At 42.6% G+C, this 15,689-nt stretch carries 12 protein-coding genes and 1 pseudogene; 12 read left to right on the forward strand and 1 reads right to left on the reverse strand.

All coding sequences use genetic code 11. The annotated features are described in order from the left end of the window. Nucleotides 1–45 precede the first annotated feature (45 nt). The 7 genes and pseudogenes from kduI to E6139_RS06070 all read left to right on the forward strand — a co-directional run bounded on the left by kduI (nt 46) and on the right by E6139_RS06070 (nt 7,944). A pseudogene (kduI, locus tag E6139_RS06040) lies at nt 46–888 on the forward strand (5-dehydro-4-deoxy-D-glucuronate isomerase). Between the two features lie 21 nt (nt 889–909). Then, nucleotides 910–1,716 (forward strand): gluconate 5-dehydrogenase, encoded by an 807-nt coding sequence (locus tag E6139_RS06045; RefSeq protein ID WP_316402159.1) that lies wholly within the window; start codon nt 910–912, stop codon nt 1,714–1,716. A 172-nt stretch (nt 1,717–1,888) separates the two neighbouring features. Further along, complete coding sequence (locus E6139_RS06050; protein ID WP_316402161.1) at nt 1,889–4,630, forward strand: sigma 54-interacting transcriptional regulator; 2,742 nt, start codon at nt 1,889–1,891, stop codon at nt 4,628–4,630. Nucleotides 4,631–4,645: 15 nt separating this feature from the next. Further along, nucleotides 4,646–5,452, forward strand: coding sequence for an HAD family hydrolase (locus tag E6139_RS06055; RefSeq protein ID WP_316402162.1), 807 nt, complete (start codon nt 4,646–4,648; stop codon nt 5,450–5,452). Nucleotides 5,453–5,758: 306 nt separating this feature from the next. After that, the gene (locus E6139_RS06060) at nt 5,759–6,247 is read left to right on the forward strand and encodes a PTS sugar transporter subunit IIB (protein ID WP_316402163.1); all 489 of its coding nucleotides are present in this window, start codon (nt 5,759–5,761) and stop codon (nt 6,245–6,247) included. Nucleotides 6,248–6,251: 4 nt separating this feature from the next. Next, nucleotides 6,252–7,109 carry a PTS sugar transporter subunit IIC gene (locus E6139_RS06065; protein WP_316402164.1) on the forward strand — a complete coding sequence of 286 codons (858 nt, stop codon included), beginning with the start codon at nt 6,252–6,254 and terminating at the stop codon, nt 7,107–7,109. Beyond that, a complete protein-coding gene (locus tag E6139_RS06070) occupies nt 7,102–7,944 on the forward strand; it encodes a PTS system mannose/fructose/sorbose family transporter subunit IID (RefSeq protein WP_316402165.1) in 843 nt (280 codons plus the stop codon). The genes E6139_RS06065 and E6139_RS06070 overlap by 8 nt, the downstream gene beginning before the upstream one ends. A 191-nt stretch (nt 7,945–8,135) precedes the next feature. Here the strand turns inward: E6139_RS06070 and E6139_RS06075 are convergent, their stop codons facing one another. Further along, a complete protein-coding gene (locus E6139_RS06075; protein WP_316402166.1) occupies nt 8,136–9,182 on the reverse strand; it encodes a hypothetical protein in 1,047 nt (348 codons plus the stop codon). A gap of 483 nt (nt 9,183–9,665) precedes the next feature. Between E6139_RS06075 and E6139_RS06080 the strand changes: the two genes are divergently transcribed. The 5 genes from E6139_RS06080 (at nt 9,666) to E6139_RS06100 (ending at nt 15,482) form a co-directional block, all read left to right on the forward strand. Beyond that, complete coding sequence (locus E6139_RS06080; RefSeq protein ID WP_316402167.1) at nt 9,666–10,076, forward strand: PTS mannose transporter subunit IIA; 411 nt, start codon at nt 9,666–9,668, stop codon at nt 10,074–10,076. A 2-nt stretch (nt 10,077–10,078) separates the two neighbouring features. Beyond that, the gene (locus tag E6139_RS06085) at nt 10,079–11,854 is read left to right on the forward strand and encodes a DUF2264 domain-containing protein (RefSeq protein WP_316402168.1); all 1,776 of its coding nucleotides are present in this window, start codon (nt 10,079–10,081) and stop codon (nt 11,852–11,854) included. Beyond that, on the forward strand, nt 11,851–12,984 hold the full coding sequence (locus E6139_RS06090) for a glycoside hydrolase family 88 protein (RefSeq protein WP_316402169.1): 1,134 nt from the start codon (nt 11,851–11,853) through the stop codon (nt 12,982–12,984). The genes E6139_RS06085 and E6139_RS06090 overlap by 4 nt, the downstream gene beginning before the upstream one ends. Before the next feature lie 72 nt (nt 12,985–13,056). Continuing rightward, nucleotides 13,057–13,866, forward strand: coding sequence for a hypothetical protein (locus E6139_RS06095; protein ID WP_316402170.1), 810 nt, complete (start codon nt 13,057–13,059; stop codon nt 13,864–13,866). Between the two features lie 2 nt (nt 13,867–13,868). Further along, a complete protein-coding gene (locus E6139_RS06100; RefSeq protein ID WP_316402171.1) occupies nt 13,869–15,482 on the forward strand; it encodes a glycoside hydrolase family 43 protein in 1,614 nt (537 codons plus the stop codon). Nucleotides 15,483–15,689: the final 207 nt, after the last annotated feature.

Raw genomic sequence — 15,689 nt, forward strand, 5'->3', positions numbered from 1 at the left:
CTTGCTTCATATAAAGTGAACGAATAAAGAAGGAGTGTTGTAAGGATGCAAAATATGGAAACACGCTATACCCATAGCCCTGAGGATATCAGAAACTATTCGACAGAAGACTTGCGTCGTGAATTTTTAGTAGAGAAAGTTTTTGTGTAGGGTGAAATAGCTTTGACCTATACCCACAATGACCGGATGATTTTTGGTGGAGTCACACCGACGAATGAAGCTTTGGAGATCATTTTAAGCACGGAATTAGGTGTAGATTACTTTTTAGAACGTCGTGAGCTGGGTGTGATCAATATTGGTGGTTCAGGAACGATTGAAATCGACGGACAAAAAGAACTGATGAAAAAACAGGATGGCTACTATATCGGAAAAGAGACGAAGCGGGTCGTGTTTTCTTCTGATGATCCGGCCAATCCTGCGAAGTTCTATGTTAGCTCTGTCCCTGCTCACAAGAAGTACCCAAATGTGAAAATCAGCATTGATCAGATCCAGCCGATGGAAACAGGCGACGGCGAAACGTTGAATGAACGAAAAATATATCAGTATATCCATCCAAATGTTTGTGAAAGCTGTCAGCTGCAAATGGGTTATACGATCTTAGAACCTGGCAGTGCATGGAATACGATGCCATGTCACACTCATGAACGCCGGATGGAGGCATATGTTTATTTTGATTACGCCAACGAAGATACGCGCGTCTTTCATATGATGGGCAAGCCTGATGAAACGAAGCATTTAGTAGTAGATCAAGAACAAGCGGTCATCTCACCAAGCTGGTCGATTCACTCTGGTATCGGAACCAGTAATTATTCCTTTATCTGGGCGATGTGCGGAGAAAATATTACTTATACAGACATGGATATGGTCGCAATGGATGAATTGAAATAAAAATAGAAATGAGGAACGAAGATGGAATTTAACATGGATATGTTTCGTTTAGATGGCAAGATTGCACTAGTGACAGGAGCGGTTTATGGCATTGGTTTCGAAATCGCCAGATCGCTGGCGGCTGCAGGAGCAACGATCGTGTTTAATAATTTAGATCAAGCATCAGTAGACAAAGGGTTGGCGAATTATCAAAAAGAAGGAATCACGGCTCATGGCTATGTCTGTGACGTAACAAATGAAGAAGCCGTTGCAGCGATGGTCAAACAGATTGAAGAAGAAGTCGGTGTGATTGATATTTTAGTCAATAATGCCGGCATCATCAAACGGATCCCGATGCTAGATATGTCCGCAGAAGATTTTCGTCAAGTCGTCGACGTGGATTTGAACGCTCCATTTATCGTTTCTAAGGCAGTGCTACCATCCATGATCAAGAAGGGGCAGGGGAAGATCATCAATATTTGCTCAATGATGAGTGAGCTGGGACGGGAAACCGTAGCTGGCTACGCAGCTGCTAAAGGCGGCTTGAAAATGCTAACGAAAAATATCTGCTCTGAGTTTGGCGAGGCCAATATCCAGTGTAACGGAATCGGTCCAGGCTATATCGCAACACCACAAACCGCACCCTTGAGAGAACGCCAAGCCGATGGTTCTCGCCATCCATTCGATCAATTTATCGTATCAAAAACACCAGCAGCGCGCTGGGGCGAAACCAGTGATTTAGCCGGTCCAGCAGTCTTTCTTGCTTCGGCGGCATCAGATTTCGTAAATGGTCACATTCTTTATGTCGACGGCGGCATCTTAGCATACATCGGGAAACAGCCGGAATAAAATGTGGAGAGCAGCCTCGATACTATGAGTGCTGCTCATTTTATATTTTTTATTTCGTAGAAAGACGAGATGGTTTCGACACAAACTTGATAATTGGTAGAAGTGTCGAAAAAATTTTACTATACTAGTATATGAAGTTATATTCTTTTTCACAAGAAAGGATGTGAATGAAATGTCGAAAAACAAAGTTTTAGCAATTTTAGCAGCGAATACTGAGGCTGTTGAAAAAATCGCGCCAGAGGAGTATCTAACAGCAGAGGGAATTTCTGAAATGGTTGGTATTCAGCGCAATACGACCAGCCAGTATTTGAATGAATTTATTAAGGAAGGTCTGGCGATCAAAGTAAAAAGCCGACCTGCTTTGTTCTATCATAAAGCAACGTTTGAAGAACGATTTTTTGAACCGCAGCAGGCTGTCTATGATGGGTTCAGTCAGTTATTAGATGAGAAGCGGAATAATGACAGTAAAAACAGCGAAGTTTTTTCCTCGGTGATTGGGGCGCATTCCAGTCTGCAAATGGTGGTCGACCAAATAAAAGCCTCTGTCTATTATCCGGGAACAGGCCTGCCAATCATGTTTCATGGCGATACCGGAGTCGGAAAAAGTCTCTTGGCGCGGAAAACCTATGAATTTTGTGTCGAACAGGGATTAGTGGAGCCGGAAGCGCCTTTTTTAGAACTAAATTGCGCACAGTATTATCATAACGAGGAATTGTTGAGCAGTATTCTATTTGGCTATAAAAAAGGAGCTTTTACTGGGGCGGAGGAAAATCAGGTTGGTCTGCTTGAAGCCGCTGATCAAGGCGTTTTGTTTTTAGATGAATGCCATCGACTATCGCCTGAAAGTCAGGAAAAACTTTTCACCTTTATTGATAATCAGCATTTTTCTCGGATGGGGGAAAACAACAAACTCCGTAAATCAAAGGTCCGGCTGATTTTTGCTACGACCGAGGATATTCAGGATAATTTTTTGCGAACCTTCGTCCGGCGCATCCCCATCACGATCAATATTCCTTCGCTGCAGGAACGAACAAGTCAAGAAATTTCAGAGTACATTTATACCTTTTTGATTCAGGAGAGTCGCAAGTTCAACAAGGAGATTATTGTCACTCCTTGGATCATGAATCGTTTAATGTCTCTCAACTACAGAGATAATGTGGGGGAGCTTAAAAATCTGATTAAGATTATTTGCGCTGGCGCATACGGTCGACAGAACAATCAGAAACAGGTGATTATCAGCGCGGAGTCTCTAGAAGAGAGTTTGATGTCGCGTTTCTTATCACTGAAGGAGATCGACAATATTGAAGATACGGATCTTTTGGTCTCACCTGAAAGTCAGATTACGGATTTTATCCATACTGATACTGCGGAGAGTCTGATGATCAATGGCATTTTCAAGGTATTTGAAAAGCTGTTCCAGCAATATCAGATAGAGGAAGTGACTGAGGAATACTTGGTTCAACAGTTATCCAGAGAAGCAACGACGGTCGTTGAGATGCTGGTCTATGAGGATAATGAAGAAAAAAACACATTGAAGCTTTTGAGAAATACGGTAAAAGAGCTGGTAAACTTCCTTGAATCCAGCTTTTTCATCAAGATGCGGGGGAATTCGATTGTCGCATTGACCAGCTATTTGTACAAGCGCAGCAGTTTTATTTTTGATATTCCCAAATTGTCTCAGAAGCAGCTAGAAGAGATCAAAGAGTTCATTTCGATCAATTTGCTGATGGAATCAAAATTATTGAATGCATTATTAGAACTGTTGGAATCAAAACTGGACGTTACCTTGACGGATTCAGAAAAAGTTTTATTAACCTTCTACTTAAAGGGATTAGACCTCGAGGTGAAAAAGCCAGAAGTTCGCGGCGTGATTCTTGCCCATGGTTTCTCGACTGCCAGCAGCATCGCGGATGTGGTCAACCGCTTTATGGATGAACACCTTTTTGATTCTTTCGACATGCCCTTCAATGTTTCTTTAGAAAAAGTCAAAGAGTATATGAATCATTACATTAAAAGCAACGATTGCTCAAAAGGACTGGTGATCTTAGCGGATATGGGCTCTTTGATGTTTTTAGCGGATAGTATGGAGCAATTATCCGGTCCGCTCTTGATCATGAACAATGTGACGACGCAGCAAGCCTTATTTGTCGGCGAAATGCTGAAGAAAAAAACGGATTTAGAAATCATCGCAGAAAAGATCGCCGATCATATGCCGTTTGAATACAAAATGACGTATCCGGCAAAAGAGCAAGAGTTAATGATCGTTACCGTCTGTCAAACGGGATTGGGCGCCGCCCAGCAATTGAAGGAATTTTTACAATCTAGTATTCCTGAAGAGACGGGCTTCCATGTGGAGGCGGTTGATTATCACTATTTAAAGAAATACGGACGAGAGAATTCACTCTTTAAGATGTATGAAGTGCAGGGGATCGTTGGTACCGCCGATCCAGGAGTGGCCGATATCCCGTATGTCGCTCTAGAAGACTTGATTTCTGGACACGGACAGGAAATGATCGACAGAATTTTTTCGGAGGTCAAGGATGAGCAGATCAGAAAGACGATCAATAATAACTTGGTACGGAATCTATCGATCGAACGTTTGATTTCAGCAGTAACGATCTTAGATGTGAAGCGCGTCATCTCCTACATTGATGAGGTGATGGATCGCTTTGAACGCCATGCAAAATTTACGCTGACCAACAGTAAAAAGGCCATCTTGTATGTCCACATCGCAGGCTTGGTTGAACGCCTGATCCGAAATCAAGAGGTGACTCATTACAGCGGGGAGACCCGACCTCAGGATCGTAAATTAATGATTCTGTCTGAATCGTTGGAGATTTTGGAGTCAGCCTACAATATTGAGATTAGTGAATATGAGTTGAATTATTTGTATGACATCATTTTTGATTGCTAGATTTGGAGGCCTTAGATGAAATTAGCAGCTATTGATTTAGATGGAACATTGTTGAACAGTCAGCATCAACTACTAGAGGAAAATACACGAATTTTACGACGAGCTCAGCAGCAAGGAATGAAGCTTGTCCTAGCGACGGGGCGAAGTGTTGTTTCAGCTGTCGAAATGCTTGATGAGATGCAGCTGGAGGGTTATATCTTAGCTTTGAATGGCACGTTTATTGCTCAAAAAACAAAAGAAGAATTGAAAATCCTTCGTAGTTCGCAGCTAAAAAAGTCAAATGTGCAGAAGGCTTTTGAGATCGCACAAGAAGAGAAAGTCACGTTTGTTGCCAGTAACCAAACGGGCAGTGACCGTGTTGTTGCAGAAGATCAGGCAGAGCTTGTGCAAGAATTCTTGATTAAACGAGCAGATCTTAGACGTCTGACGGCGGAAGAAATGCAGGGAAAAATCGCGGATGCTGCTGTTCACTATTTGAAGTTAGCTTTTACGAATCAGGATCGTGGCAGGTTGCTGCGGCTAAAGAAGCGGCTAGAAGCAGCGGGCCTGCCTACGATTTTTTCGGACACACACTATATTGAATATGTTCCAGAAGGTGTCAACAAAGGCACGGCGCTTCAATTTTTATGTGACAACTTGGGAATACCTTTATCGGACACACTTGCGATCGGGGATCAGGAAAATGACATCGAGTTATTACAATTGAGCGGGATCGGCATCGCGATGGGAAATGCGCAGGAACATGTGAAAGCGGTGGCTGATCAGGTAACGGCTACGAACGATCAGACCGGTGTGGCAAAAGCGCTCATCAGATATTTATAAAGTGAACTGAACTCAAAGCTAGCGATTGAGTTCAGTTTTTTTCTAAAAACGCTCCGCCACAAAAGTAGTTATCGACCGACAGAAAGAAAAGAAGATAAATGAGTCAATCAGCGAAGGTTCTTATTAAAATAAGCGCGAATGTCATAGTCATAATAAAATTTTTTTAACCTTGTCACACTAGGAAAACGCTTAATTAAGATGAACCAAAATGATCTTGGAAACAGGAAAAAAATTAAATCGACTGAATTTGGCACGGGAATTGCTGATAGTAAAGTGAAATGCAAAAAAAGAAATGGAGGAATAAAAATGATTTCTATGATTCGAATCGATGATCGGCTCGTCCATGGTCAAGTGGCCGTGAAATGGTCAAAACAATTAGGGGTAAATAGAATCGTTGTAGTGAGTGACTCGATCGCAAAAAATGAGATTCAAATTAGTGCATTGAAAATGGCTGGACCAGCTGGCGTAAAGGTAGCCGTACTGTCATTGGAAAAAGCAGTAACAATCTTGAACGATCCCCGCTCGGAGAAATTGAAAATTCTGGTTGTGACAAATGAACCGAAGTATGTGCTAGAGCTTCTGCCAAAGCTCAATGAGAAGCCAATATTAAATATGGCGAACTATGGTAGAATTGGCGGTTCATTGTCAGATAAAGAGAAAATTACTGAGACCGTGTATCTGTCACTAGAAGATAAAGATCAAGTGAAGCAAGTGTTTGATCTCGGCTACGATTTTAATTATCAGCCATTACCGGATGACACTCCTCAATCACTTAAATCATTAATAGGAGGGTAATTTTATGTTAGCAAATGCTTTGATTGTCGGTTTCGTAGTAGCTTTAGCAAAATTTGTAGACTGGTGGGGCTCGACTCAGCTGTCTCGTCCAATTTTCATTGTGGCTTTATTAGGTGTTTTATTGGGACATCCCACCGAAGGAATCATTATGGGTGCGCAACTTGAACTTATCTTTTTAGGAAATGTCAGTCTTGGAGGCGTGATGCCTTCAGATATCACTTTAGGTTCGATTTTCGGAGCCGCCTTCGCGATGATCGTCGGGTCAGATTTAAATGTGGCGATTGCTTTAGCCGTTCCTATCTCCATGTTGGGCACACTCTTGTATTCGGTGATGAAGATGGTTATTACATCGCTGGTTCCACGCTTCGAAAAACATATTCGTGAGCACAATTACAAATCATTCAGCCGTTTGTGGCAAGTTCAATTCTGGGGCTTTGAATTATGTTACTTCTTGTTAGGCTTCATCGTTATCTTAGTTGGTGCTGATGCCGTTAAAGCATTTGTCGAATGGCTGCCAACTTGGGTACAAAGCTCTATGACCGTTGCTTCAACTATGCTGCCAGCAATTGGTTTAGCCCTACTGCTAAAAATGTTATGGCAAAAATCTTTAGCACCATACTATTTCCTAGGCTTTGCGATGGGTGCCTTTTTCTTCTATCAAAAAACAATGGAAGTTAAGGATGGCGTGGTTACTTCGCAACCTACGAATATCCTTTCACTGGTACAAATTGCTTTTGTAGGATTTATCATTGCTGCTCTTGTCGTAATGTCTGAATTGAAGGCCAATAAGAAGCCCGCAAATACAGCGGTAAGCGGTTCTGCGGTTGCTGAAGATGAAAGCGAGGATTTTTTCGATGACTAAAAATAGTATGTTGACACTGAATAAAGAAGAACGAAAAAAAGTTTCCAAGATGTTTTGGCGTAATCAGTTCTTAATGTTCTGTACCAGTTATACGAAGCAACAAGGAATTACTTACGGTTGGTTGATGGCGCCATTCTTGCAGAAGATCTACGGAAAAGATACGGATGAATTTTATGAAGCCATGGGTCGGCATTTAGATTTCTTCAATACTGCTCCTGCGATGAACGGCTTCATTGGAGCTTTGAACCTGTCGATGGAAGAAGAAAACAAAGAAATGATGGACCGCGGAGAAGAATTTGACACGACCGCGATCTCGGCATTAAAGACTTCGTTGATGGGACCACTTGCAGGTATCGGTGATGCGGTTTATCTATCTGTCCTGCGGGTCGTGGCAACTGGTGTCGCACTTGGCTTGAGTCAAGAAGGCAGTATGTTAGGACCGATTCTATTTCTATTGATCATGAATGTACCCAATATGCTGATCCGCTGGTTCACGACTGTAGTTGGTTATAAGGCCGGAGGCAACTTTATTTCTGAAGCAATGCGTTCAGGAACTTTTGCGGCGATTACCAAAGGCTCCGCAGTACTTGGGTTAATCATGACTGGAGCGATGACGGCACAATTCGTTACTTTTAAAACAACTTTTGAAACGAAATTATCAGGCACAGTTTTCAATTTGCAGAATGTCTTTGACTCTATCATGCCTGGATTGTTACCGCTTGGGATTACAATGATTTGCTTTGCCTACTTGCGCAAACACAATAAGCCCGTTCGAGCACTGATTGCGGTCTTTGTTTTAGCCTTTGCGTTGACGATTTTAGGTATTGCAGGTTAGGAAAAAAGTGGTGCACCTTGGCAACTCCATAATAAGTTTGAATATTGCAGGGAAAAGTGGGTAGTGAGCTACTCACTTTTCCCTGCTTTTTTGATAAATGTATAGGATCAGCTCGAAAATTGTCCATACTAAATAAACCTAGTCTTCACAGCTTTTTTGATATTAGACAAGTCGACGCACATCAGGAAGCGTCACTTTTTCTTTCTGTTTTTCCAGCTCAAGACCCGTTCGAATCTCTTTTTCTTTTTCCTTGCCTCACGATTTTCCTGAATCTGTTCCTCTGTTTTGCCATAGCGCAGGGTAGGAGTATCCAGTGGTTCAGGCTGCTTGACTGTTTTTGTGACAGGTGGTTTCTCTGTTGTAGTTGGATTTGGTGCGGCGGAGCAGCTTTTTAGCTTAGTAGGCGGAGCCTCCTCTGGCAGCGAGAGCAGCGTGTCCGAATTTGTGGCGAGTGCTTTTTTCGTGCTGACATTGGCTGATCCTGAACTTGGGGCTTTTTCAGGTGCGTTGTTTCTATTATTAATAGAAGCTTGCGATTGTTTGGTTGTTGCAGGCTTAGCAGAAATTTGGGCAGAACTCGCCGCTTTTGGTTGAGCTGCGGTTACTTCATACTCGACATCGGTACGAACTCGTTTGCTTTTATAGGTCATGCATTCCGTAAAGCGACGAACGCCAGCGGGGGTCTCGAAGATCGTTAAGGTCGTCATTATTTTCAATAATTCAGCGACCTCAGCCTGGTCTTTTTCTGAATCTTTCGGGATTTCTTTTGTGTTAGACAGAGTCCAAGTGTGCTTTTTCCCGGAGCCATCCTTAAACACGGATACGATTTTGAACTGTTCTTCGGATTCTTCTGCTTTCATCTGACTTCTTTTGATTAATAGTTCGTTATATAAACAAGTTTCCTTAGTAGCTTTGTGAAAATTGGCTTCGTTTTGAAAAAGGCGTGCGATGACGGTCTGCCACTGCTCTTCGCTGAAAAATTTCTGGAAGTAAACGGCGTGCTGGCGCAAAGTATCATTGGGTTCTGAGGTAAGGAAGATCTGATGGATCAGGTTCACGAGCAGATCAAGTGAGTGGTCTCCGACACAAAGAGCACCGCGCAAAAGAATCGAAACAAGGTACTCCACAACTTCTGTCGCATTGCCTGTTTGTTCATAATACGTACGAATTCTTTTTGCGAGATTATCTTTCTTTACTCCAAAAAGGGTTCGCTGTCCAATCTTAACTAAAGCCATCATCTAATCTATCCTCCAATTATCAATTTACCGCCAAGCGGTTATATTTTTTGTCTACAGCGATAGGATAACACGGATATTTTGATAATTGAATAGCAAAACGGATATACCTTTATTGCTTATTGTTTATAAAAGTTGTGGGTAATGACCTTTATGACAAGATCGATAGAATAAATAAGGTTTGGTCTTTAAAATATAAATAACGATAATTTGAATTATTCTTATAGAAAAAAAGTAGGAAGAGGATTATTCGGTTTTTTCAAATATTTATGTCGGATTGGTAAGGCGAGCTGTCATAATTTTAACAAAAAAATGTTGGCGTTATCAATCGAAAAAAATTAATTTTTTGGCTATAACAGAGCTTAATCAGGTCTCAAGTTTGGTTGGGCTTTTTTTTATACGAATAAAGCTGCTAAATTTCGACAGATAATTGGCACACCAATTGCTTATATATAAATGAACAGACTATTGAAGGAGTGACTAAATTTGAAGAAAAAATTTTTCTTAATATCTCATAATGAATTTGCCCACGGCTTAAAAAAGGCGCTCGAAATGATCATTGGTCCACAGGAGAACTTGTTTTCCTACGGCCTGATGCCTGGAGAGCATCCAGATGAGATTGCTCAAAAAATCGATTCCCTGATCACAGAGGATACGGAGGCAGTAATTCTCGGTGATATCGCAGGCGGAAGTGTATGCAATTCAGCGATGCGGCTAACAACCAAGAAGAACGTTGTCCTAGTTACCGGAACCAACTTGCCGCTTGCAATGGAGATTATCGTCGGTCAAACGACTTCACCGGAAGCAATCGAACAGATCATTTCTGGTGTCAAAGAAGGCATGAAAATACTGACACTCATTCCCGCTTGCCAAGAGAGCACTGAGGAGTTTTTCTAAAAATGGTCTTTACGAAAAGCGATTTGTTTGAATACATGGTGGAGCTGCTTCCAAAGGACGATGAATATCTCAGACAAAGCGGCGGCTCTTATTTGCAGGAAATTCGTCAGTTGGAAAGCATTTTGCGGCCTTTTTGGGGAATAATCCCCGCATGCAACGGTTCGATAGATAAGCTGAAAAGTTTCGACGCTATCAAGAAATTTCAAAAATGTGTCGAAGAAAGGACATTGCCCCGTGTTTCGACTGAAAATCGTCAAATTGCGGTAGAAGCTGGAGTGCTTGGGTACGCGATTGGTCAATTCGGGGAAGCTTTTTTACAGTTGTTCAGTAAGGCGGGGCGTACCTATTTGATTGAATGGCTGAATCAGCTGAACCAGATCGAGTTTCCGACTGGCAATTGGTATTTCTTTTTGATTCTTATCAACGGTGCCTTGAAGGAGCAGGATCTGCCATACTCTGAGGAACGTTTGGCTGTTGCAAAGGAAGGCATCGAATCGTTTTATTTAGGAGATGGCTGGTATTCCGATGGAGAAAATCAGCAAAGAGATTATTATGTGGCCTTTGCATTTCATTTTTACGGCCTGCTTTACAGTCGTTTCTCAAGTGATCCTCAAGGGCAAGTATATGTAAAGCGCGCGGTTATTTTCGCAAATGATTTTAAGCATTGGTTTGATCCTCAAGGGCGTTCGTTGCCTTTTGGCCGCAGCTTAACGTATCGTTTTGCACATATCAGTTTTTGGAGTGCTTTGGTCGTTAGCGGAGCCTATCAAAAGACGGATCTGAGTTTGGGCGAGATCAAAGGAATCATCGGTCGAAACTTACGGTTTTGGCGGCAGCAGCCTATTCAGCTGCCGAAAGGAAAAAATCTTTCAATCGGGTATGGCTACAACCATCTGATCCTATCCGAGGACTACAATGCGCCTGCTTCACCCATGTGGGCCTTCAAGGCGTTCCTTCTATTAGAATTGCCTTCTGACGACTTATTTTGGTCTGTTTTTGAAGAAAATCTGCCTATAAAAACTCAGACTGTTCAGCCTCACGCTGGCTTTCACATTACTCAAAGTGCTGAACAAACGATTGCTCTGAGTAATCTGCAATATTGCAAGAATCAAAAAATGTATCACCAAAACGAAAAGTATACGAAGTTTGCTTATTCGACTTATTTTGGCTTCAACTTGACTCGTGACAGTCAAAATATTGAATCCTTTGCGATTGATTCTACCTTGGCTTTTTCAATGAAGGGGCACGACCAATACCAATCAAGGCAGACTATTTCGGCGTCAAAGATTTTCCCGACCTATAGCTGGAGTCGGTGGTTCGTTTGGAACGAGCTGCAGGTGGAAACTTACCTTGTTCCCATCGATGGGGCTACTCATTTGAGAATCCATGTCATTGACACTCCATACACTGTTGAAGCAATCGAAGGCGGATTTCCTCTTTTTGAATGGAATCCCAAGTATGATCAACCAAAGATCTATACCTTCAGCAGCTATTTAGAGAATCGCTTCGGCTTTAGTTTGATCAGGGATTTAAACGAAAGCCGCCAGCCGGATGTCGTAAATCAGGGTCCAAATACCAATATTTATTCGCCTGAGAAAAATGGCATCCCAATTTTAAAAACTGAACTATCAAGAGGCAAACACACCATCGTCACACTAGTGGCAGGAAGCTCGAAGAAAAAAGCGCCTGTCGAGGTTCAATTCATTGAGGCAGCAAACACTTATCATGTTAAAACGAAAGATCAAGAACTCATAATCAAGAAGGAGCGATTTAGATGATCAAGGAAGAAACAACACAATGGGCAAAAGAAATATTTGAAAAGATTGACCAAAAATTGACTGTCGAAGCGACACGTCAAGGAGGAAAGATTCCTTATATCCCAGAGGAAGCAACGGGACGTTATGAAGAGGATCTGGGGACTTCCGATCCGGTTTGGTGGACCAATGGTTTTTGGTCAGGCATGATGTGGCAAATGTATCATGCAACGGAAAAGGATATCTACAAACAAACAGCAGAATTAAATGAAGCCGCTTTAGACAAGGCATTTGAAGTCTATACTGGACTGCATCATGATGTTGGTTTTATGTGGCTCCACACAGCCGTGGCAAATTTTCGCTTGACGGGCAACGAACGTTCCAAGGCTCGCGGCTTACATGCGGCACATCTTTTGGCAGGACGCTATAACCCGCGAGGGAAATTCATTCGTTCATGGAACCGTGATCGGGCTGGCTGGGTAATTATTGATTCCATGCTGAATATCCCGTTGCTCTATTGGGCGGAGGAAGTAGTGGGTGATCCACGCTTTCGTTTTATCGCGGAAGATCATGCCAACAAAGTGATGAATCAGATCGTCAGACCCGATGGTTCAGTCAATCATATCGGTGTTTTCGATTCCACCAATGGGGAACTAGTGGAAACACCTGCTGGACAGGGTTATGCTTCCGGTTCATCTTGGTCCCGTGGACAGGCCTGGGCAATCTATGGGTTTGCTTTGAGCTATCTCCATACTGGGAAAAAGGACTATCTGGAAACGGCAAAAAAAGTCGCGCATTATTTCATTTCTGAAGTGGCAAAGACAGAATGGATTCCGTTGGTAGATTTTAGAGCGCCACAAGAACCGGTGATGATTGATACTTCCGCTGGTATGTGTGCCGCCTGTGGTTTTTTGGAAATCGCCAAGCATGTCGATGAATATGAAAAAGCATTGTATATCGATGCCGCAGTTAAAATTTTACATGCAACAGAAGAAAAATATGCCATCTGGGATATGGAAAAGGATGGGCTGATCGATTTTTCTACTGGCAGTTATCATGAAGAAAAATGGACAGAAGTACCGATCATTTATGCTGATTACTATTTTGTTGAAGCTATTTTGCGACTTTTGGACACAGATTTTCTGATTTGGTAAAAAATAGGCTTAAGGGCAACCTTAAGCCTTTTTCCACAATATATGAGGAAGAAAGAGAACTGGAGGAAGAAAATGCTGACACTGAAATTGATTGATAATGAAGGAAATATCGTAGAGGAGCGTTCTCATGCAGAAGAGACCTATTTAGCCTATAAAACGCGCGCGTATTCGAATGGAGAAGAAATCGTCTTAGAATCTAGCGAAGTGAATTGCTTCGTTTGGGTGCAAGTCGACGAAGCGCTTCCGGCAAGCTTGATTTATTTGACCGAGAATCAGTGGGTATTTCCCATTATCACAGATCCCGAATTGCGCAGAGCCTATTCGCCAAAGATTTTTAGTGGTGAGCGACATTATATCCGCGCGTTTAAGCCAAAGTCTTATGAACTAGAGAACCATCGCAATTTGGCATTAAATGCCCACGATCAGAAGGCGGATTCCGGGGCATACCCGCATGCTTTTGCCAATGTCGAGACCCGCAATGATTCGACTTTTTTCGCACGAAATGCGATTGACGGCATGCTCGCAAACGAAGATCATGGCTCATTTCCGTACCAGTCTTGGGGGATTAATCAGCAGGAGGATGCCCAGATAACCATTGATTTTGGCCGTGAAATCTTGACTGATAAAATCGCCCTCGTATTGCGGGGAGACTATCCTCATGACAGCTATTGGGAGAAGGTTACGTTAGAATTCTCCGATGGTGAGCAGCTGCTATTGGAAACGAGCAATGTGCATGACCGTCAATATTTCTCTTACAAGCCTAAAAGAACGAGGACGGTTACGTTGAAGCAATTGATTAAACATACAGATGACTCGCCCTTTCCAGCGTTGACAGAATTTGAAGTTTACGGACAAGAGATTCAATTAGAGGGAGGCAGCTAATTATGAATAAGGTGATCAATCCGATCCTGCGAGGCTTTCATCCTGATGCTAGTGTAGTGAAAGTTGGTAAAGACTATTATCTGGCTACGTCTACTTTTGAATGGATGCCCGGAGTTGAAATCTATCATTCGACCGATCTAGTCAACTGGCGGCTTATCGCTAATCCACTTCAAAAAAGTGATCAAGCCAATCTGATCGGAAACTATAACTCCGGCAGTATTTGGGCGCCGCATATTAGTTATTCAGACGGTCGTTTTTGGCTGCTAATCACGGATGTTAAAACAGGGAATGCGTTTAAAGATACACTAAATTATGTTTTATCTGCTGAGGAGGTCACAGGTGATTGGGGGGCTCCGACTTTTGTGACGGCCAGCGGCTTTGACCCAGCCTTTTTCCATGACGACGATGGTCGGCACTATATTATGAGTATGCTCTTTGATCATCGTTTGGAGCAGCCGAATTTTACCGGTTTAGTAATTCAGGAATTTGATATCAAACAACTGAAGCTGATTGGTGAGCGGCAGCATTTTTACACTGGTACTGATTTAGGAGTATGCGAAGGACCACAGCTATTGAAAAAGGATGGGTGGTACTATTTGCTCTGTGCCGCCGGCGGAACGGGGTATAGTCATGCCGCAACGGTTTGTCGCGCGAAAAACCTTCTGGGACCGTACGAGCTGTCACCTTATCATCCATTTTTGACGACTAAACCCATGCCGGAAAATCCGCTTCAAAAGAGCGGGCATGCGTCATTTATCGAGGTTACACCAGATGAATGGTATATTGCTCATATTTGTTCTCGACCACTAGGTGAACGAGGAAACTGTACGCTAGGTCGAGAAACGGCACTCCAGAAAATCGATTGGATCGATGGCTGGCCAAGACTTAGTAACGGGACCATGTTTCCTGATTTGGAGGTTGATGCTCCCAGTATCGCAAAGAATGTAGAACAGCAGCTTGATTTCAGTTCCCAATGTGATTTTTCTGAAGGAAAGCTGCCGAACTACTTTAAAACATTAAGACAGCCGCTGGCGGAAATATCCGAAAAAATCACGCTATCTGAACGTCCCGCTTATTTACGTTTATACGGGGAGCAAAGTATTACAAGCTTGCACCGGCAAACACTAGTCGCTCGGCGTTGGCAGCATTTTTGTTTCAACGTGGAAACAGAAATGGAATTTGAACCGCGCAATTTTCAGCAGATGGCTGGTCTGGTGTTGTTTTATGATACGGATAATTGGCATTATCTCCAGGTTTCTTACGACGAAGGGTTACAGTCGAAAGTCATTCAAGTGGAAAGTGATGCGATCAATCATTTTTCATATCGCTCAGAAAGAGTGGCTATTCCATCAGATCAACCAATTCGTCTGGCAGTAAGAGTCGATCGCGATCGAGCGCAATTTTCTTACGGAATCGGTGCGGAAGAATTACACCCCATCGGTGAAGCCGTCGAAGCGGATCGTTTGAGTGACGATTATATCAAAGCTAACGGAAAACTGGCATTCACTGGTGCGATGGTAGGCATCTGTGCCCAAGATTTTGATGCGCACAATTCTTTTGCTGATTTCAATTATTTCAACTATTTAGAAGACCATACAAAAGAGGCGAGAAAATGAAAAAAATTGATAGCTTATTTAGTTAGAACAAGCGAGTGTAATTGTAGTGGTTCGCGGCGGTTTTGCTTGACAAGGAAAGTAAGCATGCGGAGCCTTACTAAGGGTGGAATAAAAGGACTTGAAATCACATTCACCTTATCTTAAGTTGATCAATTGATAGCTGAATTGACCGTAGAAAACAAGGATGACACTTCGATTATCGGTACC

Origin of the sequence: Enterococcus sp. (assembly GCF_032555305.1) — a bacterium.
Lineage (GTDB): Bacteria > Bacillota > Bacilli > Lactobacillales > Enterococcaceae > Enterococcus_A.